The organism is Pseudonocardia sp. DSM 110487, from assembly GCF_019468565.1.
Classification (GTDB): domain Bacteria; phylum Actinomycetota; class Actinomycetes; order Mycobacteriales; family Pseudonocardiaceae; genus Pseudonocardia.
Map to the genome: position 1 here is coordinate 614034 of NZ_CP080521.1, position 20421 is coordinate 634454.

At 70.6% G+C, this 20421-nt stretch carries 21 protein-coding genes; 10 read left to right on the forward strand and 11 right to left on the reverse strand.

The genetic code is table 11. The features are described from left to right. Positions 1-43 precede the first annotated feature (43 nt). Positions 44-565, reverse strand: coding sequence for a DinB family protein (locus tag K1T35_RS02710; RefSeq protein WP_220258606.1), 522 nt, complete (start codon positions 563-565; stop codon positions 44-46). Positions 566-2602: 2037 nt separating this feature from the next. Between K1T35_RS02710 and K1T35_RS02715 the strand changes: the two genes are divergently transcribed. After that, on the forward strand, positions 2603-3079 hold the full coding sequence (locus K1T35_RS02715) for a hypothetical protein (protein WP_220258607.1): 477 nt from the start codon (positions 2603-2605) through the stop codon (positions 3077-3079). Between the two features lie 147 nt (positions 3080-3226). Continuing rightward, the gene (locus tag K1T35_RS02720) at positions 3227-4033 is read left to right on the forward strand and encodes a DUF899 family protein (protein WP_220258608.1); all 807 of its coding nucleotides are present in this window, start codon (positions 3227-3229) and stop codon (positions 4031-4033) included. Between the two features lie 195 nt (positions 4034-4228). Here the strand turns inward: K1T35_RS02720 and K1T35_RS02725 are convergent, their stop codons facing one another. Next, positions 4229-4423 carry a hypothetical protein gene (locus K1T35_RS02725; protein ID WP_220258609.1) on the reverse strand — a complete coding sequence of 65 codons (195 nt, stop codon included), beginning with the start codon at positions 4421-4423 and terminating at the stop codon, positions 4229-4231. Between the two features lie 84 nt (positions 4424-4507). Between K1T35_RS02725 and K1T35_RS02730 the strand changes: the two genes are divergently transcribed. Both K1T35_RS02730 and K1T35_RS02735 read left to right on the forward strand, forming a co-directional pair. Then, positions 4508-5533, forward strand: coding sequence for a helix-turn-helix transcriptional regulator (locus K1T35_RS02730; protein WP_220258610.1), 1026 nt, complete (start codon positions 4508-4510; stop codon positions 5531-5533). Beyond that, positions 5530-5724: a DUF397 domain-containing protein gene (locus tag K1T35_RS02735; protein ID WP_255621522.1), complete on the forward strand. Its 195-nt coding sequence runs from the start codon at positions 5530-5532 to the stop codon at positions 5722-5724. The genes K1T35_RS02730 and K1T35_RS02735 overlap by 4 nt, the downstream gene beginning before the upstream one ends. Positions 5725-5730: 6 nt before the next feature. On the opposite strand, the gene K1T35_RS02740 is transcribed toward K1T35_RS02735, so the two are convergent. Next, the gene (locus tag K1T35_RS02740) at positions 5731-6351 is read right to left on the reverse strand and encodes a TetR/AcrR family transcriptional regulator (RefSeq protein ID WP_220258611.1); all 621 of its coding nucleotides are present in this window, start codon (positions 6349-6351) and stop codon (positions 5731-5733) included. Between the two features lie 50 nt (positions 6352-6401). Here K1T35_RS02740 and K1T35_RS02745 point away from each other — a divergent pair, with 50 nt between their 5' ends. Beyond that, positions 6402-6833 carry a nuclear transport factor 2 family protein gene (locus K1T35_RS02745; RefSeq protein ID WP_220258612.1) on the forward strand — a complete coding sequence of 144 codons (432 nt, stop codon included), beginning with the start codon at positions 6402-6404 and terminating at the stop codon, positions 6831-6833. Continuing rightward, positions 6830-7705 (forward strand): alpha/beta fold hydrolase, encoded by an 876-nt coding sequence (locus K1T35_RS02750; RefSeq protein WP_220258613.1) that lies wholly within the window; start codon positions 6830-6832, stop codon positions 7703-7705. Before K1T35_RS02745 ends, K1T35_RS02750 begins: the two co-directional genes overlap by 4 nt. On the opposite strand, the gene K1T35_RS02755 is transcribed toward K1T35_RS02750, so the two are convergent. From K1T35_RS02755 to K1T35_RS02775, 5 genes are all read right to left on the reverse strand, one after another. Further along, positions 7706-8341: a LysE family translocator gene (locus tag K1T35_RS02755; RefSeq protein WP_220258614.1), complete on the reverse strand. Its 636-nt coding sequence runs from the start codon at positions 8339-8341 to the stop codon at positions 7706-7708. It abuts the gene before it with no gap. 102 nt (positions 8342-8443) lie between these two features. Further along, positions 8444-9895 carry an amidohydrolase gene (locus K1T35_RS02760; RefSeq protein WP_370645297.1) on the reverse strand — a complete coding sequence of 484 codons (1452 nt, stop codon included), beginning with the start codon at positions 9893-9895 and terminating at the stop codon, positions 8444-8446. After that, positions 9895-10536, reverse strand: a complete 642-nt coding sequence (locus K1T35_RS02765) for a maleylpyruvate isomerase family mycothiol-dependent enzyme (RefSeq protein WP_255621523.1) — start codon at positions 10534-10536, stop codon at positions 9895-9897. The genes K1T35_RS02760 and K1T35_RS02765 overlap by 1 nt, the downstream gene beginning before the upstream one ends. A gap of 29 nt (positions 10537-10565) precedes the next feature. Continuing rightward, positions 10566-11456: an aminoglycoside phosphotransferase family protein gene (locus tag K1T35_RS02770; RefSeq protein WP_220258617.1), complete on the reverse strand. Its 891-nt coding sequence runs from the start codon at positions 11454-11456 to the stop codon at positions 10566-10568. A 189-nt stretch (positions 11457-11645) separates the two neighbouring features. Next, the gene (locus K1T35_RS02775; protein ID WP_220258618.1) at positions 11646-12284 is read right to left on the reverse strand and encodes a TetR/AcrR family transcriptional regulator; all 639 of its coding nucleotides are present in this window, start codon (positions 12282-12284) and stop codon (positions 11646-11648) included. Between the two features lie 72 nt (positions 12285-12356). Here K1T35_RS02775 and K1T35_RS02780 point away from each other — a divergent pair, with 72 nt between their 5' ends. Beyond that, complete coding sequence (locus K1T35_RS02780; RefSeq protein ID WP_220258619.1) at positions 12357-13115, forward strand: alpha/beta fold hydrolase; 759 nt, start codon at positions 12357-12359, stop codon at positions 13113-13115. Here K1T35_RS02780 and K1T35_RS02785 read toward each other — a convergent pair. Beyond that, the gene (locus tag K1T35_RS02785; RefSeq protein WP_220258620.1) at positions 13112-13711 is read right to left on the reverse strand and encodes a dihydrofolate reductase family protein; all 600 of its coding nucleotides are present in this window, start codon (positions 13709-13711) and stop codon (positions 13112-13114) included. The genes K1T35_RS02780 and K1T35_RS02785 overlap by 4 nt on opposite strands. A gap of 18 nt (positions 13712-13729) precedes the next feature. Next, positions 13730-14518, reverse strand: a complete 789-nt coding sequence (locus K1T35_RS02790) for an SDR family NAD(P)-dependent oxidoreductase (protein WP_220258621.1) — start codon at positions 14516-14518, stop codon at positions 13730-13732. Positions 14519-14669: 151 nt separating this feature from the next. Between K1T35_RS02790 and K1T35_RS02795 the strand changes: the two genes are divergently transcribed. From K1T35_RS02795 to K1T35_RS02805, 3 genes are read left to right on the forward strand one after another with little or no spacing between them, the layout of a single operon-like run. Next, complete coding sequence (locus tag K1T35_RS02795; protein WP_220258622.1) at positions 14670-17393, forward strand: AAA family ATPase; 2724 nt, start codon at positions 14670-14672, stop codon at positions 17391-17393. Further along, the gene (locus K1T35_RS02800; protein ID WP_220258623.1) at positions 17390-18559 is read left to right on the forward strand and encodes a pyridoxal phosphate-dependent aminotransferase; all 1170 of its coding nucleotides are present in this window, start codon (positions 17390-17392) and stop codon (positions 18557-18559) included. The genes K1T35_RS02795 and K1T35_RS02800 overlap by 4 nt, the downstream gene beginning before the upstream one ends. A 24-nt stretch (positions 18560-18583) precedes the next feature. Continuing rightward, a complete protein-coding gene (locus K1T35_RS02805) occupies positions 18584-19030 on the forward strand; it encodes a DUF6194 family protein (RefSeq protein WP_220258624.1) in 447 nt (148 codons plus the stop codon). A gap of 7 nt (positions 19031-19037) precedes the next feature. Here K1T35_RS02805 and K1T35_RS02810 read toward each other — a convergent pair whose 3' ends face one another. After that, entirely contained in the window at positions 19038-20393 is a 1356-nt protein-coding gene (locus K1T35_RS02810) for an acyl-CoA thioesterase/bile acid-CoA:amino acid N-acyltransferase family protein (protein ID WP_220258625.1), read from the reverse strand. Positions 20394-20421: the final 28 nt, after the last annotated feature.

Below are 20421 nucleotides of genomic sequence, written 5' to 3' on the forward strand. Positions count from 1 at the left end.
GCGAGTGGCCGCCCAGCGCCGGGAGACCGTTGGTCGGCTGTCGTCAGGCGTCGTCCGACCCTTCAAGGGTGAGCTGGCGTCGGTGGTGGTCAAAGTGCTGGGTACCGAAGTGGTAGACGTCGAGCACGCTCATGGTGGGCTTGAAGTAGGGATCCCACGCGGTCGGAACGTGCATCGTGAGCGCGAGGCTCCGTTCGGTCTCGGCCGCGAGGGTGCGCTGAAGGCCACGCATGATCCAGTCGAGCACGGCGGTCATCGCGCGTGGCGAGAGGATCTGCCCGCCGACGCATGAGCCCAAGTAGTTGATCAGATGGAAGGGTTGGCGGCCGGCGTTCAGCGTGGCGGCGAATCCCCGGCTGTGCCCGAGTCTGCCGAGAGTGCGCACCAGAGGGAGCAGGGTACGGACGACGGCGTAGCCGAGCACCATGTGAAACAGCAGTTGGCGGTTCGTCCACCTGGTGCCGTTCGAGGGACGCCGCAGGTCGTGAGCTGACGAAGCGTGGACGAGTTGGTGAAACTCGGCCTGCGCCCGCCGCATCTCGTCGCTGATCTTGACCTGTTCCATGCGGACCCGCTCCGTTTGCTCAGGGCCGAGGACCCAGCTGGGACCGTCTCCGATGCCCTACCATCCCCCAAAGCCGCTTCCCCCGGCCACACATTCGTGAAGGGGGAAGCCATGTACAAGCCATGGTCCGCATCGCACGCTCAGCCGCCACCGCCGTTGGACCGCCCGGTCTGGGTCAACCTTGAGGCGTTCTGGGGTCCGCCCGACGATGGCACTGCCGGGGCTGACGATCCCCCGCCTGGCGGCCTCCTCGTCGCCACAGGCCGCGTCCCTGGCCTACTGAAGCGCTGGGTCCGCTCCACAGACGGTCGGTGGTTCGGCCGTGTGAACTTCAAGATCACTGACTCGTACGGCGCCGAGGTGACCGAACACGTATCGGTGCTCGTGCCATCACACGCCTTGACGCCCCGCTCCTGAGCGCACACCCAGCACTGCTGACAGCACACCCTGACAGCAACGACCCCGACACCTGGGCCATCGTCAGCACACCCCTGCTCCAAGGCAGCCCAGGTCATCGACCGTCCCAGACCATCAGAGACACCAAGATCCCGATTTTGGTTCCGATGGCTCGTCGCAGATACCTGCAACCTCACACCTCGTCCTGATCGAGTATCACAGCGCGAACTACACGCCTCTCCGACCTGTACACGGAGATTGCTTCGGGGTGGCCCGTGGCCGGCGCGTGTCATGCCCTCCAAGCGTCTGGAGGAGTGGATCTCATGGTGTGGACAAGATCCGACAGGATCTCAGCAGGCAGCTTGGCGATAGCCTCCTTGGCCCTGTTGTACGGACCTGTAAAGGACTATCAAACAGCGGCAAGTGTACCTTCGGGCCAGATTGTAATTGGAAAATGTTTAGCGCCAGAGCGAGAGGGTTCATCTGCTATGGATTCAACCCGTGAGTCGGTCCCGGATCAATCGCCAGATGCAGAACCGGACCAAGCGGGACCATTACCTCCTCCCACTCCAAATGTGCCGGCGCCAACCGGCACGTTGGACACCACCTGTCGTGTCCAGTATGACGAGACACTCGTTCCGGATCCGCCGGCTTCAGATTATGATGATGTTGTCTTTGACAAGGTGCAGATCAATGGAAGCTCGGATAATGTCCCTGCAGATAGGGACTTGTGGATCGTACTCCGCCCCGAGGATGACGGACAGTACTACCCGGTGGCGCGCGCAAGAAGGCTGGGCGATGGCGCTTGGAGCCTGGGGGATTCATCTCTAGATTTAGTTCAAATACCCAAATCGGGAATCACATATGATATCTTCCTGTATATGGCCGACAGTCAGCCATCGCGTCAACTGGCGACGTGGGATGAGAGAGAAGACAGGAAGCCTAGAGAGCAGTATGAGGGTATGCCAAGTCTCCCTCCAAATCTCGTCCTCTTGGGCTCGGAGTCGATTGAGCGACCGATATAGAACCTTGGAAGCGGAATCCTGGCTCGAAGTACCACCCAGGCTGTCCCGGATGAGTCAGGCCAGATGAGCTGTCAAGCGGAGGGGACTGCTCACGCGTCCGCCTGTGCTACGAACCATCCCTCACGTCCTACTCACGTCAATGGTCCGGAACTGACGCTCAGAAAGTAGAAGCGATCGGAAATCGCGATGCTACTTGCGCCCAGGTATGGGCCCAGTTCAGTCGCGACCGGCAACGTCCAGTCAAGTAGATCTTGAAACCGCGGGTTCAGGGTTCGATCCCCTGGGGGCCCACAACATCCGCTGGTCACGGGCTCGCTGGTGATCTCGGGTCAAGATCCAGGGACACTTTTGGGACTCGTTTCGTCCGCTGGCACGCCGAACAGCCCCTCCGGCACCTCTGCCGTCTGGCGGTCGGTGACGCGGACCTCCCGCCACACCCACCGGTCGTTCGATGGATCTCGCCAGTTGCCGAGCGAATCGGGGAACACGGCCTCCACACTCGGGCCGATCGCCAGCCGGCGGCGCTTCAACATCGTGACCGCCCACGACGGCGACGGGATCAGCCGCTCACCCTTCCGCCCGCTCTTCGTCGACGGCGCGGTCTAACGTCGCCACCATGGCAGCACGCTGGGACGGGGATGACCGGGGCTACGGCGTCGCGGACGCCGTACAGCTCGTTGCGGGCGCCAACGAGCTGGTTGCGGCATTCAGGGAACCCATGTGGGTAGCTGAACAGCCTGAGGTCCACCTCTTGCCGCACGTCGTAGCGTGGATTGAGCAGGACCGTAACCTCGTGTTGATCAATGCGGAGACCGACGGCGCGGGTGCGTACATCATCAATCTGGAATGGCGTGGTGCAACAGGCAGCGTCGGAGGCGCAAGGGCCGCTGTCTTTGCTCTTGTTGGGTCCTTTGCCGAAGGAGCGACGTACGTGAGGCAACGGCGGGTCGCGAGTAATGGCGACTCCGTGCCGACGCTGATGTTCCAGGTCGGTACCGGTGAGATCGCTTCAGACGCTCGGTTCGAGCCCCACGGTCATGTCGTAGTGATCAACCTGACCGGCGTGCTAGCTCACGTTCTTCCGCTTGCGTGAAGATCTCCAGCATCTCAGCGGCATTGCGGGAGACGGTCTTACGGCCGACGTAGGTCCGGCGAGATCCACGTCCCTCTTGGCTACATCGCTGCTTTCATGCGGGAGTGCCTGATGGAATCGTGTAGCCGGATGCTGGAGGAGGCAGTCATGAACGATGAGTCAACAGTCCTCGGCGAGCCCGCGGTCGTCGACCGGGCCACCTTCCAGACCGAACTCGACGAACTGCGGGCTCGGGAGAAAGCGCACACCCGGGAAGGCGACGCGATCGCGGCGGCCCGACGACGCCTACCGATGGTCGAGGTCGACGCCAACCTCGAGCTGCTCGGCCCTGACGGGACGGTCACGTTGCTCGACGCGTTCGAAGGCCGCCGGCAGCTCATCGCCTACTACGCCATGTGGTGGCCCGGCCGACCCGCGCCCGAGCAGTGCGAAGGCTGCACGTTGTTCCTCAATCAGGTCGCCGAACTGTCCGCCCTGCACTCCCGTGACATCACCTACGCGGTCCTCAGCCAGGGCCGCAACACCGCATTCGGCCCCGCCGATCCACAGGCGTCGTACGCCGAGAGCCTCCGCTACCGCGACTTCATGGGCTGGGACATGCCCTGGTACTCAGCGCAGCCCTCCCTCGACGCGCTCCTCGTCGGTCGCGAGAGCGGCTTGATGCACCTCGTGTGCTACTTGCGCGAGGGCGACCGCGTCTTCGAGACCTACTGGACGAACCGCCGCGGCGTGGAGGCCATGGACTACAGCTACACGCTCATGGACCGCACCGTCTACGGACGCCAGGAACCCTGGGAGGACTCACCCACCGGCTGGCCACAACAGTGCTCCATGAGGACCGACAGCGGCCCGCCCGCATGGACACCGGTGTCGGAGGAGTTCGGCGGACGCCCCATCGGCCAGTGGTCGCGACTCGACGCCGGACACTCCGACGACCTCGCCGTTGGGCCCTGATCGTCGGTGGAAGGAGCGCCAACCCAGGAATTGCATTCTTCTGTCCAGCGCTAAAGGGATCAAGCGTTCAGGTTGGTAACGATCGGGCGTGTCCGGTCGCTGCCTGATCGCGGAAAGTGGTGCCGGAGCGCCAGATCTGACGCTCTGACACCACTCGTGGTGATCAACCTCGCTCAGGCTCGCGGCCGGAGAGACTCAGGCTCCGTCGTCGAGGAAGTGGTCGGCGCGCTCCGGCCCGTACAGGAGGGCGTGCTCGCGCTCCTGTACCTCGCGCCGGGCGTCGGCGATGCGTCGCCAGGCCGCGCGGCGGGCGTGCACGTCGACGAGAGCGATCAGTAGCGCCACACAGACGAGGATGGTCAGGCCACCGAGGACGATCGCAAGGTTCATTGCCGGCCCCCGTTCGGGTTCGGACGACACGCGCCGGCCGGTTACCGGCGGTGGGCGTCGCAGGTGTAGTTTGCGCACTGGGCCTTGCTGTCGCAACTCAACAGCTGGGATTCCCATACAGAACACCCGACTAGCTCATCCCGCGAGAGCACATGCATACGAGCGCACCCGTTCGGCCGCTTCCAACCGAGGACGGCCACGAGGACCATCGCGGTCCTCGCCGGCCGGGAGGTCCACGTGCCGTCGTCTGAGGGGCCGCTGCTGCATCGTCGTAGGCTCGGGGCCGAGCTGCGGCGGCTGCGCGGCGACCGCACGCTCGAAGAGGTCGCCGAGGCCACGCTGATCAGTACGTCGAAGCTGAGTCGGCTCGAGAACGGGCAGGGTGTGCCGCAGCCGCGGGACATCCGTGATCTCGTGAACTTCTACGAGCTGGATGCGCAGACTGCTGAGCGCCTGCGTCGATGGGCGAGCGCGGGGCGCAGCCAGGCGTGGTGGCGGGAGTACTCGGGTGCCCTGTTCGCTGGGCTCGAGACGTACCTCGACTACGAGTCCGGAGCGTCGACGATCCGCAGCTTCGCCGCGGCGATCGTGCCGCCGCTGCTGCAGACCGAGGCCTACGCGACTGAGCTCTATGAGGCGCTGCCGATCGTCCGATCCGATGCTGCGCGGCGTCTGTCGGAGGTCCGCGCGCGGCGCCAGCAGCTGATGGTGGAGTCCGAGGCTGCTCCTCAGCTCACCTTCGTGCTCGATGAGCCGGTGCTGCGCAGGCCCTTCGGCTCGCCGGCTGACGTCCGCGAGCAGCTCGACCACCTGCTGGCCGTCTCGCGCCAGCGGAACGCGTCGCTGCGAATCGTGCCGTTCGGTGCCGGACTCCACGCCGGCCTCCACGGAATGTTCACGATCCTGCAGTACGCCGACGACCGCGACCGTGATGTGGTCGCCGTCGAGTCGCACACCGGCGAGCGCTTCCTCGAGCAGCCGTCGAGCGTCCTGGAGTACCTCCGGATCTTCGACGCGATCACTCGGAAGGCGCTCGACCACGAAGAGTCCCGGGCGCTCATCGCCGAGATTCGGGAACACCCTCACCACTCCCCGAAAGGCACGCCGTGATCTCGCACGACCGATTCCGCAAGAGCAGCTTCTCCGGTGGTGGGGGATGTGTTGAGGTGCGCCTCCTCCCCGACGGCCACATCGCGGTGCGCGACAGCAAGGACCCGAGCCTTCCTGCGAACCGCTACACCCCGGGTGCGTGGACTACGTTCCTGGCCGGGCTCCGGGCCGGCGAGTTCGACGTGGAGTGACAGCGCTCAGTCGAGGCGCCGCGCGCGGAGGCCCTCGGCGACGACGTCCGTGGCTGTCGCGAGCAGTTCGCGCAGCTGCGCCTCGTCGCGCCGCAGCGGATCGGGACGCCACGCGAGGCTGATGACGCCGTTCCACGCCGCCCACAGGAAGGTTGCGACCTGTTCCGGGTCGACCGGCCGCAGGTCTCCCGTCGCCACGCCTCGCCGGATCGCGTCGACCAGCCGCTGGTTCTGCTCGTCGACCGAGCGGGCGAGCCGTTCGGACAGCTCACGACCCGCGGCGTAGCGGCCCGGGGGGCCGGGGAAGGCGAGCATGCGGAAGTGGTCCGGGTGTGCCAAGTAGAAGGCGAAGTACTGCTCGGCAGCGGCGTGGATCTGCTCGATCGGTGAGTCGCTCGACCCGTACGCCCGGTCCATGAAGTCGCGGTCGACCTGCAGTGCGCGCTCGACGAGGGCGGCGTGCAGGCCGGCCTTGGAGCCGAAGTGGTTGTAGATCGACCCGACGGCAACGCCCGCCGCTCCGGCGATCTCCTCGACGGTCACATCGTCGGCAGACCGGTCCCGGAACAGCGTCTCCGCCGCGTGCAGCAGTGCGGTCGTGGTGCGTTCCTTGCGCTGATCGACCACCTGTCCCGACCTTCTCTTGTAACCGTTGCAAAAGCTGGTACCGTCCGATCATGGCCGATTGGCCGAGCGTGCACCAGCAGGTGGTCGACCTCTTCGTAAAGGGATGGGGCCGCCCGGAGCCCCACGCGTGGGACGAGCTGCTCGCCGACGACGCGGAGCTCGTTCAGCCGATGCTGCGGTCGGGTCGAGGGCGGGCCGTCTGGCACGAGGAGGCGCGTCGCCTGCTCCGGCTCGCGCCCGACTTGCGCGGCGACGTGCTGGCCTGGGCGGGGCGCGACGACGTCGTGTTCATCGACCTGCGGCTCAGCGCGACGGTGGGTGGCAGGCCGCTGGTCTTCCGCAGCGTCGACAAGCTGTTGATCGACCCCGACGGGCGGGTGCTGCGCCGCGAGGCCTTCTTCGACCCCGCTCCGATCGCACTCGCGCTGCTCCTCCGGCCGGGCGCGTGGCTTCGAGCGGCGCGGTTCCTGCTCCGCCGATGACCGCGGAGACCTGGCGGGATCCGCGGCTGGGCGCGGCCCGCGAGGCGCGGCTGCCGGCCGGCCCGATCCGCTACCACGACGCCGGGCACGGCCCGGTGCTCGTGTTCGTCCACGGCTACCTGGTCAACGCCAACATCTGGCGCAAGCTGGTCCCGCTGCTCTCCGGCAGGTATCGCTGCATCGCGGTGGACTGGCCGCTGGGCTCGCACGTGGCACCGATGCCGGGCGCCGACCTGTCTCCGCCCGGTATCGCGCGGCTCGTCGGGGATTTCCTCGACGAGCTGGACCTGCGCGACGTCACGTTGGCCGGTAACGACTCCGGCGGGGCCTACGCCCAGATCGCCGCCGCCGATCGTCCCGAGCGGATCGCGCGGCTCGTGCTGAACTCCTGCGAGACCCCGGAGTGCTCGTGGCCGCCGGGCCCCGGTGGCTTCGGGCTGCTCAAGGCCGCGGCGCGCCGACCCGCCACGCACCGGGTGCTCTACGAACCGTTGCGCCTGCCCGCCACCTGGCGGCTGCCGAACACCTACGGCTGGCTCGCCAAGCGCCCGATCGATCCGCCGGTGATGCGCAGCTACGTGCGGCCGGTGCTCACCCGGCCGGCCATCAGGCACGACGGGCGCAGGGCGATCAGCGCGGTCTCACCGCGCTACACCCAGGCGGCGGCGGACCGGCTGCGGAGGTCGTTCGGCAAGCCCGTGCTCCTCGCATGGGCGGCAGACGACCGTGTCTTCCCGCTCGACCACGCCCAGCGGTACGCCGCCGCGCTGGGCGCCGAGTTGCGGACGATCGCCGACGCGTACACCTATACGGCCGAGGACCAGCCGCAGCGCACCGCCGAACTCCTGACCGACTGGCTCGGGGCGAGCTAGTTAGTCCTTCCGCCCCGTCACCGCCACCGTGACGCCGAGGCCGATCATCGAGAGGCCGCCGATCCGGCCGACCACGGCGAGCCGGCCGGGGGAGCGGGCGAACCAGTCGCGGGCCGCGGACGCGCCGAGGCCCCATGCGCTGTCCGAGGCGAGTGCGATCCCGACGAAGATCAGGCCGAGCAGCATCATCTGGCCTGCGACGTGCCCGATGCCGGGATCGACGAACTGCGGCAGCACCGCCGCGAAGAACACCATCGTCTTCGGGTTGGCCACGCCGACCGCGAAGCCCTCCCACAGCGTGCGGACGCTGCCCCGCGCGGCCTCGCCGTCGATCGCGGCGGGAACCGATCCGCGTTGTCGCCACGCCTTGACGCCCAGGTACACGAGGTAGGCGGCACCGGCCAGCTTCAGCACCGTGAAAGCGACGGCCGAGCGCTCCACGACGGCGCCGATCCCGAACGCCACCGCGACGACGAGCACGTAGGCGCCGAGCGCGTTGCCCGCGACCGAGCTGAGGGCGGCGCGCCTGCCCTGGGCGAGGGCCCGCCCCACGGTGAACAGAACGCTGGGGCCGGGGATCACGATGAGCAGGAACGACATCGCCGCGAAGGCGAGCAGACGGTCGACGGACACCATGCCGCTATGCCAGCACGTTCCGCGCAGGTCCGGCTAGTGCTTCCCGCCGGAGGATCGTCGGCGGTGTGGGTGGATCGAAGCATTCGCGTGCCGATCGAGCGGTCATCGGGCCTCCGTGTAGGTGGGCCTGCCTCCCATCACGGTCGCGACGATCGGAACGTCCCGCAGCTCGCGCGGTGCGATGTCGCTCGGGTCCACCGCCACCACGACCAGGTCGGCCGGATCCCCGACGTGCACGCCCGCACGGCCGCCGCTCGCCGCACGCAGCGCATCGGCCAACGGGATCGCCTGCTCCGGGTGCCACGGCGGTCGATCGTCGTCGGTTCGCGCGACCGCGGACGCGATGCCGTCCCACGGGTCCAGCGGCGACACCGGCGCGTCCGACCCGATCTCCAGCCGCGCCCCGGTCGCCAGCAGCTCGCCGTACGGGAAGGCCTGGCCCGTCCGGCCCGCCCAGTACCGGTCCGCCACGTCACGGTCGTCGGGGGCGTGCGCTGGCTGGACCCCGATGGTCACGCCGAGTGCGGCGAACCGTTTCATGTCGTCGGGGTGGACGAGCTGCGCGTGCTCGATCCGGCCGGGGCAGCCCACCTCGGTGAACGCGTCGAGGGCGATCGCGGTGGCGCGGTCGCCGATCGCGTGCACCGCGGGCTGGATGCGGTGCCGGTGCGCCTTCGCCATGAGCTGCACCAGGTCGTCCGGGGAAAGCTCCAGCCGGCCGTGCGAGCCGAGCCCCGGGTACGGGTCGTGGCAGTACGCGGTGCGGGTGTTCAGCGACCCGTCCACGAACAGCTTGTACGGCCCCACGGCCAGCAGCCCGCCGGAACCGGGGACCGAGTCACCTGTGTGGTGCCCGCGGGCGATGGCATCGTCCAGCACGTGCCGGGCGATCACGCACCGCACCCGCACCGCGGGCGAGCCGATCGCCAGCCTCCGCGTCCAGTCGGCGACCGTGTCGGCGTACTCGAAGTCCATGATCGCCGTGACGCCGCGGGCCGCGGCCGCGTCCATCGCCTCCAGTACCCAGCGGTCCAGCTGGTCCTCCGACGTGGCCGGCAGCGCCGCTGTGGCCCGGTTGCAGTCGCCTTCCACGAGCACGCCCGTCGGGTGGTGCGCCTGCCCGACGAGCGCGAGTGCGGCCGGGCTCAGCCACGCGGTGTGCAGGTCGTTGCTGAGGAGGGCAACCGGCCGGCCCGGCAGGGCGCGTTCCAGCAGGTCCTTGTGCGGTTCGTCGGGCCACAGCCCGTCCCGGAAGCCCCCGCCGATCACCAGCTCGGCGGCTTCGGCCGGTGCCGCCGACACCACCCTGTCTACCGCCTCCCGTGCCGAGCCGGCGTCGTCCAGCCGCACCCGGCGCCGGCTGCTCGCCCACTGCGCGGCGTGCACGTGCGCGTCGACGAGTCCGGGCAGCAGCGTGCCGCCACGCCCGTCGATCACCAGCCTGTCGCGGGTCGGCGCGAGGGAGCCGATCTCCGCCACCGTGCCGTCGGCCAGCCGCACGTCCGCCACCGGCCCGCGCAGCCCCACCCGGACCCGGCGCAGCAGCACCGTCATCACATACCTCCCCCACTGCCGCGGGCGCGCAATGTGGCCACTCCCGCTCCGTCCAGTTCGTCGCAGTACACCGGACGCCCGGTCATCGCCATCACCAGCGCCAGCGTGCGGCCCGTCACGAGCGGGCCGGAGCCGGTGGTGAACGGGCCGTCGGTCGCCTGTAGGTACAGCCCGCGCACCCGGCCTCGGGCGAGGACGACCTGGTCGGAGCCCGCGTAGTACCGCGCAACGCGCGTGAGGACGTCCACCGGGTGGTCGCGCGTGATGCCCAGCGGCCGCCGGATGTCCTCGCCGTGGACGACGACCTCCCCGAGGATGGCCTGCAGCGGGAGCGGTGGGGACGTCGTGCTGGTGACGATCCGCGCGAACCGCGCGAGGGTCTCGGCGGGCGAGGAACCGAGCTGCTCGGCGAGGCGCATCGCCACCTGCCGGTCGAAGTCGAACCGGCAGCGGATCACGCCGGCCAGCCAGCGGAAACCGTTCAGGCTGCCGGCCGCGGTCAGGTGCGCGACGACCTCGCGCACGTTGAGGCCCGCACACAGGGACGGGGTCGACCACTGCTCGTCCTCGAGATTCGCGAGGTCGGCGGCAAGGGCCGCCCGCTCGGCGTGGATGAGTGGCCAGGTCTTGGATCTCGACACGCGAGTAGGTCGCGGCGGGCGGTGTGAGTTCATCGGCCGTCGCGGTGTTCGGCGAGCACCTCCTTGGCCACGCGCGCGGACTCGTCCGCGACCCACGCCCCCGCGTACGGGTTGTCGATCGTGATCAGCGCCTTCCACAGCGCCCAGCCGCGGGCGCGCGCCCACATCGCGTCGTCGGCCGGCATCAGGTGCTTGAACTCGGCACGGCTCTCGCCGTCGAACAGGGTCCAGGCGATCACGAGGTCGCAGGCCGGGTCGCCGACGCCGGACGTGCCGAAGTCGATGACCGCCGAGAGGTCGCCGCGGTCGTCGACGAGGAGGTTGCCGGCCGCGATGTCGCCGTGGAACCACACCGGCGCGCCGGTCCACCCGGCGTCGATCGCGTTCTGCCAGACGTTCTCGGCGGTGGCGCCGTCGATCCGCGGCCCGAGTGCGGCGATCGCGTCGTGCGTCTCGGCGTCGTAGACGCTCAGGGACCCGCCCCGGTGGAAGCAGTGCGCGCCTGCCGCCGGCCCGCCGGACGGGTCGATGCCCTGCAGCGCGACGAGGAACCCGGCGACGTCACGGGCGAATGCGACGAGGTCGCGGATCTTCTCCCGCGAGCTGACCCGACCGTCGATCCAGCGCCGGACCGACCACGGCCACGGGTACCCGCCGCCAGGAACTCCCAGCGCCAGCGGAACGGGGATCGGGAGCGGCAGCCGCGGCGCCAGCCGGGGGAGCCATGTGTGCTCCTTCTCCACGCTCGCCACGTACGCCGCGGCGCTCGGCAGTCGCACGGACATCGTGTCGCCGAGGCGGAACGTGCGGTTGTCCCAACCGGGCTGGTCAACGGGTACGACCGGCAGCCCGGACCATTCGGGGAACTGCGTGGCCACCAGGTGTGCCGCGAGGGCGGCGTCGATCTCGTCGCGGTGCATCGCGGGCATCCTGGCCGTCGCGGGCGCCGGCACGCGAGCGAGTTCCACAGGTCCCGCATAGCCCGTGCAGACGGAGCCGACAGGTGGATCGAGCACGGTAACGGACATACCGCGCCCTGGCTGAGGGCTGGGCGCGGCTCGGAAAGGGACCCGCCGGCAGCGTCGGGGGCACCGGCGGGTCCCTGCGGCCTACGCGCGGTCGCCGGTGATCGCGTAGGCGGCCAGGAATACGCGGACCGCCTCGTCGGCGTAGTACTCGAGCCTCTCGGCCGGTTCCTCGACGTCCGAGAACATCGCCCGGTTCAGCGGGATCGAAAGGATCAGCCAGTTGAAGTGCTCCGCGGCGATCAGCGGGTCGGGTACGTGCAGCAGCCCGCGCTCGGCCAGCCTGGTGAACCAGCCGGCGAACGTGGCGTGCGCGCGTTCGGGTCCGCGCGCGTACCAGGCGGCGGCCAGTTCGGGGAACCGGTCGGCCTCACCGATGAGGATGCGCCGCATCCGCACCAGGTGTGGCTGCATGACGTCGACGACGTGCCTGCGGGCGAACTCGCGGAGGTCTCGCTCCAGGTCCTGGGTTTGCGGCAAGGCGTCCACCAGGGACTGCGTGAGCCCTTCTGTCTCGGCGATGTCGCCGGTGATGATCGCGGTGAACAGGCGTTCCTTGTCCACGAAGTGCTTGTAGACCGTCTGCTTGGACACCGCGGCCCGTGCGGCCACGTCGTCCATGCTCGTGCCCGCGTACCCGTTGCGCAGGAACAGTGCACGGGCCGCGTCCAGGATCGCCTGACGCTTCCGGGCCGAACGCCCGAGCTCAGCTGTCTCCGTCACGGAAAAACCATACTGGACGGCTCAGTACTGATGCGAGTACTGTGCCGTCCAGTACTCAAAGGGGAGGACGGGATGAAGGTGACGTCGAACGACGGGACCGCGATCGCCTACGAGCGCGCCGGCGCCGGCCCGGCGCTCGTGCTGGTCGATCCGGCCCTCGGCTACCGTGAGTTCGACAACGTCCGGGGGCTGGGGAAGCTGCTCACCGCCCGGTTCACCGTGTACAGCTACGACCGGCGTGGCCGCGGACAGAGCGGCGACACCCCGCCGTACGCGGTCGAGCGCGAGGTCGAGGATCTCGCCGCTGTCATCTCCGAGGCCGGCGGCAGCGCCTGTGTCTACGGCTTCTCCTCCGGGGCGCTCCTGGCGTTGCAGGCCGCGGAGGCCGGTGTCCCGATCGAGAAGCTCGTGCTGATGGAGCCGCCCATCGGCACCGACGACGACCCGGCCGACACCGCGTTCACCGCCGAGATGGAATCGCTCGTGGCTGCCGGGCGCCGCCGGGAGGCGGTGGAGCGCTTCCTCGCCGCCGTCGGCGTGCCTGTCGAGATCCTCGCGGGGATGGCGCCGTCGATGCCGGCTCTCGACGCCGTCGCGCACACGATCGTCTACGACTGCCTGATCTCCAACGCGACCACCACCGGGCTGCTGGCGAAGGTGCCGACACCCACCCTGGTCCTCGACAGCCAGGGCAGCAGCGACGACCTGACGGGCTGGGCGGCGGGCGTCGCCGCCGCCCTGCCCGACGCCAGGTACCGGAGCCTGCCCGGCGGCTGGCACGGTGTGCCGGTCGAGGTCCTCGAGCCGGTTGTGACGGAGTTCTGTTCCTAGCGCCTGCGGTCGTAGATCACGGCGATCTCGCCGAGCTCGCCGGTCTCGTGACGGGTGAGCGTCCACGTCGACGCGGGCAGGCCGTCCTCGAACAGGCGCTCCCCACCCCCGACGATCTCCGGGAGGACCATCAGGTACAGCCGGTCGATCAGGTCCGCCGACAGGAGGGCCTTGATGAGGCTGGGGGAGCTGTTGACGAGGATGTCGCCCGCACCGGCGGCCTTGAGGTCGGCGACGACGTCAGCGGCCGGGGCGTTCACCACCCGGGTGCGCTCCCACGGCGCCTCGGTCAACGTGGTCGACAGCACCACCTTCTCCGTGTTCACCAGCCACTTCGCGTAACCCCGGTCCCGCGGATCGGCGTTCTCGTCGCCGGCCACCGACGGCCAGAAGCCCATGAAGCCCTCGGCGTTGACCCGGCCGAGCAGGGCCGTCGTCGCGGTCTCCCAGACGCGGGTCATGTGGTTGCGCGCGACGTCGCTGGTCACGTACGGGACGAACGTGCCGAAGTCGGCGGGGCCGCCCGGGCCGTGGTAGCGCCCGTCGAGGGTGAGGGCGAGGTTCGCGGTGACCCTGCGGTCTGTCGAGCTGGTCATGTCGATCAGTCCTTTCTGTCAGCTGGGGAAGGTGCCGCTGGTGACGTTGACGAACGTGCCGGTGATCGCCCCGGCACCGTCGGAGGCGAGGAACGCGGCCGTGGCGGCGACCTGGGCGAGCGTGGGGGAGCGGCGTGTCATCCGCATCCCGTCCAGGTGCTGGAGGAGGCCCTGGAACGCCGCGTCGTCCATCGCGGGGCCGCCGGCGACGGTGGCGAGCTTCTCAGGGGAGAGGGTCTCCGGGAGGCCTGCCGTCCAGATCCCGGCCACGCGGACGCCGCTCGGGCCGATCTCCGCGGCGAGATTGCGGACGAGCGTGTCGGTGGCCGCGTCGGCCGGGCCCGTGCCGCCCATCATCGGGCTGCCGGCCGCGGAGCCGCTGTTCAACGCGAGGATGACGCCGGAGCGCTGCTTGACCATGTGCCGGGCGGCCGCCCGGGCCGAGATGAAGTTCGCGGTGGCCCGCGTCACGATCGGGCGGGTGAAGTCGGCCGTCGTCATGTCGATCAGCGGGATGCCCTGCACGTCCCCGGCCGTGACCAGGTTGAACGAGATGTCGATGCTCCCTGCCGTCTCCACGACGGAACGGGCGTGCTCGTCGACGGCCTGCTCGTCGAGGCCGTCGAGCACGGCGACCTCGGCCCGCCCGCCGGCCGCGGTGATCTCCTTCGCGACCAGCTCGAGGCCCTCCCGGGTGCGTCCGGCGAGGAAGACGCGGGCGCCCTCGCGGGCGAACGTCGTGGCGACGGCCGAGCCGATCGACCCGCCTGCCCCGTAGACGACGGCGTTGCGGTTCTCCAGCAACATGGCGCGTTCCCTTCGGTTCGTGATGGCAGGAACGCTAGGGATCCGCGGGCGGGCGGAAATCCGTATCGGTATCAGTACTTCTCAGGCGGGTGGCTCAGGGCGCTCGCGGAGCAGGGGTGCGACGACGCCTGACCCGGATAGGGTGGCCGGCATGCTGCGGGGGCGGCGCGCCGAGCAGGAGCGGGTCGACGCCCTCCTGGCCGCGGCGCGGGACGGGATCAGCGGCGCGCTGGTGGTCAGGGGAGAGCCCGGGATCGGCAAGACCGCGTTGCTGGAGTACGCGGCACAGCGGGCCGACGGCATGCGGGTAGTGCGCGGCGCCGGGATCGAGTCCGAGGCCGAGCTGCCCTTCGCCGGCCTGCACCTGCTCCTGCGGCCCGCCGCCGACGCGCTCGAGGCGCTCCCCGGCCCGCAGCGGCACGCCCTCGCCGGTGTGTTCGGGCTTGGCGAGGCGGGGAGCGGCGACCGGTTCCTGATCGGCGCCGCCGTGCTCTCCCTGCTCGCGTACCTGGCCGAGGCGCAGCCGCTGCTCTGCCTCGTCGACGACGCGCAATGGCTGGACCGGCCGTCCGCGGAGGCGCTGCTGTTCGCCGCGCGGCGGCTGGACCGCGAGGGCGTGGTGGTGCTCTTCGCGGTCCGCGAGCATTCCGGCGAGTTCGCGCCTGCCGGCGTCCCCGAGCTATCGCTCGCCGGGCTCGACCCGGACAGCGCGGCCGCGTTGCTCGACGACCTCGGCGCGGCGCTGCCCGCCGACCAGCGAGAACGGCTCATCACCGAGACGCACGGCAACCCGCTCGCGCTGCGTGAGCTGCCCCCGCTGATCGCGACGCAGGGTGCCCACCTCGGCGTGATCCCGCTGACGAGCCGCGTGCTCGACGCCTTCCACCATCAGGTCAGGGCCCTCCCGCCCGGGAGCAGGCAACTGCTGCTCGTGGCCGCCGCCGACGACACCGGGGACGTCCCCACCCTCCTGCGGGCGGCAGGCACCCTCGGTCTCGGCGCCGCGGACCTGCAGCCGGCCGAGACGAGCGGGCTCGTGTCCGTCACGGCGGGCGGGCTGGCTTTTCGCCACCCGCTGATCCGCGCGGCCGTCTACCACGGCGCGCCGCTGGTGCAGCGGGTCGCGGTGCACGCCGCGCTCGCCGAGGCGCACGCCGACGACATCGACCGCCGGGCATGGCACCTTGCGCTGGCCGCCACCGGCGCCGACGAGCGGGTGGCCGCCGACCTCGAGCACGCCGCTGACCGGGCACAGGCCCGCGGCGGCCACGGCGCCGCGGCGGCCACGTACGAGCGCGCGGCCGCGTTGAGCGTCGATCGGGAAGCGGCGACCCGAAGGCTCGTGCTGGCCTGCGAGGCGGGCGTGCACGGCGGCCGGCTGGAATGGTCGCGGGGCCTTGCGGAGCGCACCGCGCGGGACGTCGGTGACCCGGTCGTCCTCGCCCGGCTGGCCGCGGTGCGGGCAGGAGCCGACTTCGCGCAGGGGGAGCTGCGCCGCGCGCACGGCCTGCTCACCGACGCCGCGCTGCGGATTGCTGGGAACGATCCCGAGCGCGCGTTCTGGATGCTCATGCAGGCCATGCACGCGGCCTGGGCGGCGCCGACCGACGAGGGGCTGATCGCGGCCACCGTCGACCGGTTCGACGCGCTGGGCCTTGATCCCGACGCCCCGCTGATGGGCGTCGCATGGCTCGCAAGGTGGGCTACCGCGCTCGTGCTGGACCGCGATCCGGCCGGCTTCCCTGCGCTGGACCCCGTGCTGTCCCGAGCCCGGGAGGCAGGGGCCGCAGCCGGTCCGCGGGCTCTCCTCGAGGTGGCCAGCCGGGCGTTCGTCGCCGCGCGCGACGAGGAGTGCGTCGAGATCGCGACGGCGCTCGTCGGGCAGGCTCGCGAGCACGGCACGGTGCACGCACTGCCGGGTGGCCTGGGCATCTCCACGCTCGCGCAGGTCATGCTCGGCCGGCACCGCGAGGCGTGGATCAGTGGGAGCGAGGCCATGGCGATCGCCGGGGACACCGGCCAGCCGCTCTGGGTCAGCTACGCCGCGGGCGCGCTCGCCTATCTGGCCGCCGTGGAGGGTGACGAGGATCGGTGCCGCGAGCACGCCGAGCTCGCCGCACTGGACGCGCGGGCGTCCCGGAGCGCGACGTCCGGAGGCGCGTGGGCACAGGCGGGACTGGCGCTGCTCGACCTCGGCGGCGGCCGTGTCCAGGGCAGCCTCGACCGGCTGCAGGCGATGGCGCACGGCCAGAGCCGGCACCTCGCCGCGGTTGTACGGAGCGTGCCGACCGAGATCGAGGCCGCCGTCCGGCTCGGCCGGACCGCCGACACGGTCGAGCCGCTGGCGTTGCTCACCCGCTGGGCCGCGACCCTGCGACGTCCCTGGATCGAGGCGCTGCTCGCCCGCTGCGAGGCGCTGACCGCGCCGGACGCCGACGCCGAGCGGCATTTCGAGCGCGCGCTGGCCCTGCACGCCACGGCGAGCAGGCCGTTCGAGCAGGCGCGCACCGCGCTGCTCTACGGCGAGTGGCTGCGCCGGGCCAAGCGCAAGTCCGACGCCCGGGTGCAGCTCGCGGCGGCGCTCACGGCGTTCGAGGAGATCGGGTCGCAGCCGTGGGCGGCGCGGGCGCGGGCCGAACTGGGCGCGTCCGGGGCGCGGACGCGCCAGGCCGCGCCGTCGCCCGCGTTCGGCGGGCTCACGCCCCAGGAGCTGCAGATCACCCAGCTCGCCGCGCAGGGGCTGTCCAACCGGGACATCGCCGCGCAGCTGATCCTCAGCCCGCGCACGGTGGCCTATCACCTGTACAAGGCCTATCCGAAGCTCGGGATCAGCTCCCGCGGGGAACTGGCGACATTGTCGGGAGGCACACAATGACGCGCACCAGCGCGAAGGCAGCGCTGTTCACCGAGTCGGTGATCCGGGAGACGTTCCGGCTGGCCGCCCAGCACGGCGCGATCAACCTGGGGCAGGGCTACCCCGACTTCCCGTGCCCGCAGGAGCTCAAGGACGCCGCGTGCGCGGCGATCCTCGCCGACGACAACCAATACCCGATGACCTTCGGCACGCCGCCGCTGCGCGCGGCCATCGCCGAGAAGACCGCGCGGACGTACCCGGGCTGGACGATCGACCCGGACACGGAGCTGTGCGTCACCTGCGGGGCAACCGAGGCGCTGGTGGCGGTGACGTTCGCGCTGCTCGACCCCGGCGACGAGGTCGTCATGTTCGAGCCGTGGTACGAGAACTACCAGCCGGACGCGATCCTCGCCGGCGCCGTGCCGCGCACCGTGCGGATGCACGCGCCCGACTGGACCTTCGACGAGGCCGAGCTGCGTGCCGCGTTCGGGCCGCGCACGAAGGCGGTGTTCCTCTGTCACCCCAACAACCCGACCGGCAAGGTCTACACGGCTGACGAGCTGGCTCTGCTGGCAGAGCTCTGCCAACGCTGGGACGCGGTGCTGGTCGTCGACTCGATCTACGAGCACATCCACTACCTCGGCCCGGGCGGCTACCTGCCGCCCGCACTCGTACCGGGGCTGGAGGATCGCACGATCACGGTCAACGCGCTGTCCAAGACCTATGCCGTCACCGGTTGGCGCGTCGGGTGGACGGTGGCGCCGCCCGACCTCACCTCGGCGATCCGCAAGGTGCACGACTTCCTCACGATCGCCGCGCCCGCGCCGATGCAGGCCGCGGGCGTCGCGGCGCTCGGGCTGCCCGACGGCTACTACGTCGATCTCGCCGCGCGCTACCTGGCGCGGCGCGACCTGCTGTGCGAGGCGCTGGAGGACATCGGGTTCGGCCTGCGCCGCCCGGACGGGTCGTACTACGTGCTGTGCGACATGTCGCCGCTGGACCCGGAAGGCGACGGCGTCGCGTTCGCCCGCAGGCTCATCACGGAGATCGGCGTGTCGTGCGTGCCCGCGCTGTCGTTCTGGCAGGCGGAGAACGCCGCGGCCGGGCGCAGCATGATCCGGTTCGCCTTCCCGAAGCGGCCGGAGACGCTGCACGCCGCGGTCGACCGCTTGAAAAGTCTCAAATAGCAGTTCAATGACACGATTGAAGGTATGGATGCCAGCTCCGTGATCCGGTACATCACCGAGGAGTTCGACCACGTCGTCGCCGTCGAGAACGAGGGCGACACCTTCTTCACCTACGACCCGAGCGGGCATCCGCCGGAGGGGGCGTGGCAGCCGTTCGCCACGGTCGTGACGAGCGATCGCCACGACCGGGTCTCGAAGCTGGACCGGCCCGGGGCGTTCCGGCTCAACATCGGGCTCAGGAAGGCGACCTATTCGAGGCTGTTCGGTGCCCCACCCCGCGAGCGTGACGAGGACTGGGTGCTCGACACCGGTCTCGACTACTCCGCGGAGGACCGGCTGATGCCCCACCCCCATTACGGATCCCAGTACTGGGTGTGCGTCGTCAACCCGGGCGAGGCCGGATTCGAGGAGGTCAAGCCGCTGCTCGCCGAGGCTCACGCCTTCGCCGCCCGCAAAGCGAAGCGGGGTTAGCCAGCGCCTACCCGCGGCCGCGCGGCATCGCCTTGCGCAGCAGCTCGACCGTCGCGGAGAAGGTGTCTCGCACGGCTGCGGCGGTGGTCGCCGGATCCCCGCCCGCCTCGATCGTGACCGGCCCGTACGGGATCGCGGTTCGGGTGGTCGGCAGGTCCGGCACCCCGCCGATGAGGTGGCCTGCCCCCGGGAAGTCCAGCTGCGTCGAGCCGTGGGTGTTGCCCGCCTTGGCGATCGCATCGAGCGCGCGCTGCGCCTGGGGGGTGGACGGCCACAACCCGTCGGCTTCGCCCGATGTGAGGAGCACCGGGGCGTCGATCTGTTCGACGGGGATGCGGGCGACGGCCAGCCGCCACCGCGATGCCGTGGAGACGGCCCGCGCGTACGCGTCCACCGAGCGCACGGGTTGGCCCGGTTGTGCGGACGAGGCACCGCGGGCGGGCGACGAGCGCAGGAAGGGCACGTCGGCGCCGGCCCGGGTCCACGAGGACACCTGCGTGCCGGCGGCGCCGAGCCCCGGCCAGACCAGGTCCGACGGCACATGGGCCGCCACGGCGGCGAACCGGGACGGCTCCGTCGAGGCGAGCACGAGCGCGTACTCGGCGCCCTTGGCCGTGCCGACCACGCCGACCCGATTCCCGGCCACCTCCGGCCGCTCGGCGAGCCACCGCGCCGCGGTGAGCCCGTACTCGAGCGGGATGCGGCTGAGCGTCCTCGGCAGGCCCGGCGCGCCGAAGTAGGCGAGGCCGAACACCACGTAGCCCTCCGACGCGAGCAGCGCGGCGTACGCCGGGTCGGGTCGTCCGCCCTCGGCGCCGCCGAGCAGCAGCACGCCCGGCCAGATCCCCGTGCCCGGTGGCAGGTAGAGGTCTCCCACCAGGCCCGCCTCGGCGATGGGCAGCACCTGGCCGGCCGGCTCGCGCACGACGCGGCGCAGCGTCGTGCGCGCCACCGTGACGCCCGCCAGGTCGACACCGAGCAGCACGACCACGTCGTCGGCGTCCATCAGCGGGTACGGCGCCTGCGCGCTGTCGGGCAGGCGCATCGACCAGAACAGCCCGTGTGGATCCACGCCCGTGTAGGTGCCGCCGGTGGATGCCGCGGCCGAGAGGTCCACCTGGCCCACGCCGTCGGTGACGAACTCGCCAGACGACTCCCACTGCTGGCCCTGCCGGTCGTACGTACGCGCCCACACGCGGACCTGGTCGCCAGCGGGGAGTCCCTCGACCGTCACCTGGACGGGTATCGATATGCTGACGCCGTCGGGTCGCGCCGTGATCTGCGGGCCCGTCTCGGTAACGTGCGCGGAGCACCCGGCAGCCAGCAACGCCACCGCGCAGGCCATGCCGATCGATGTCCGCATGCTTCGGATGCTAAGAGCGAAGATCCGA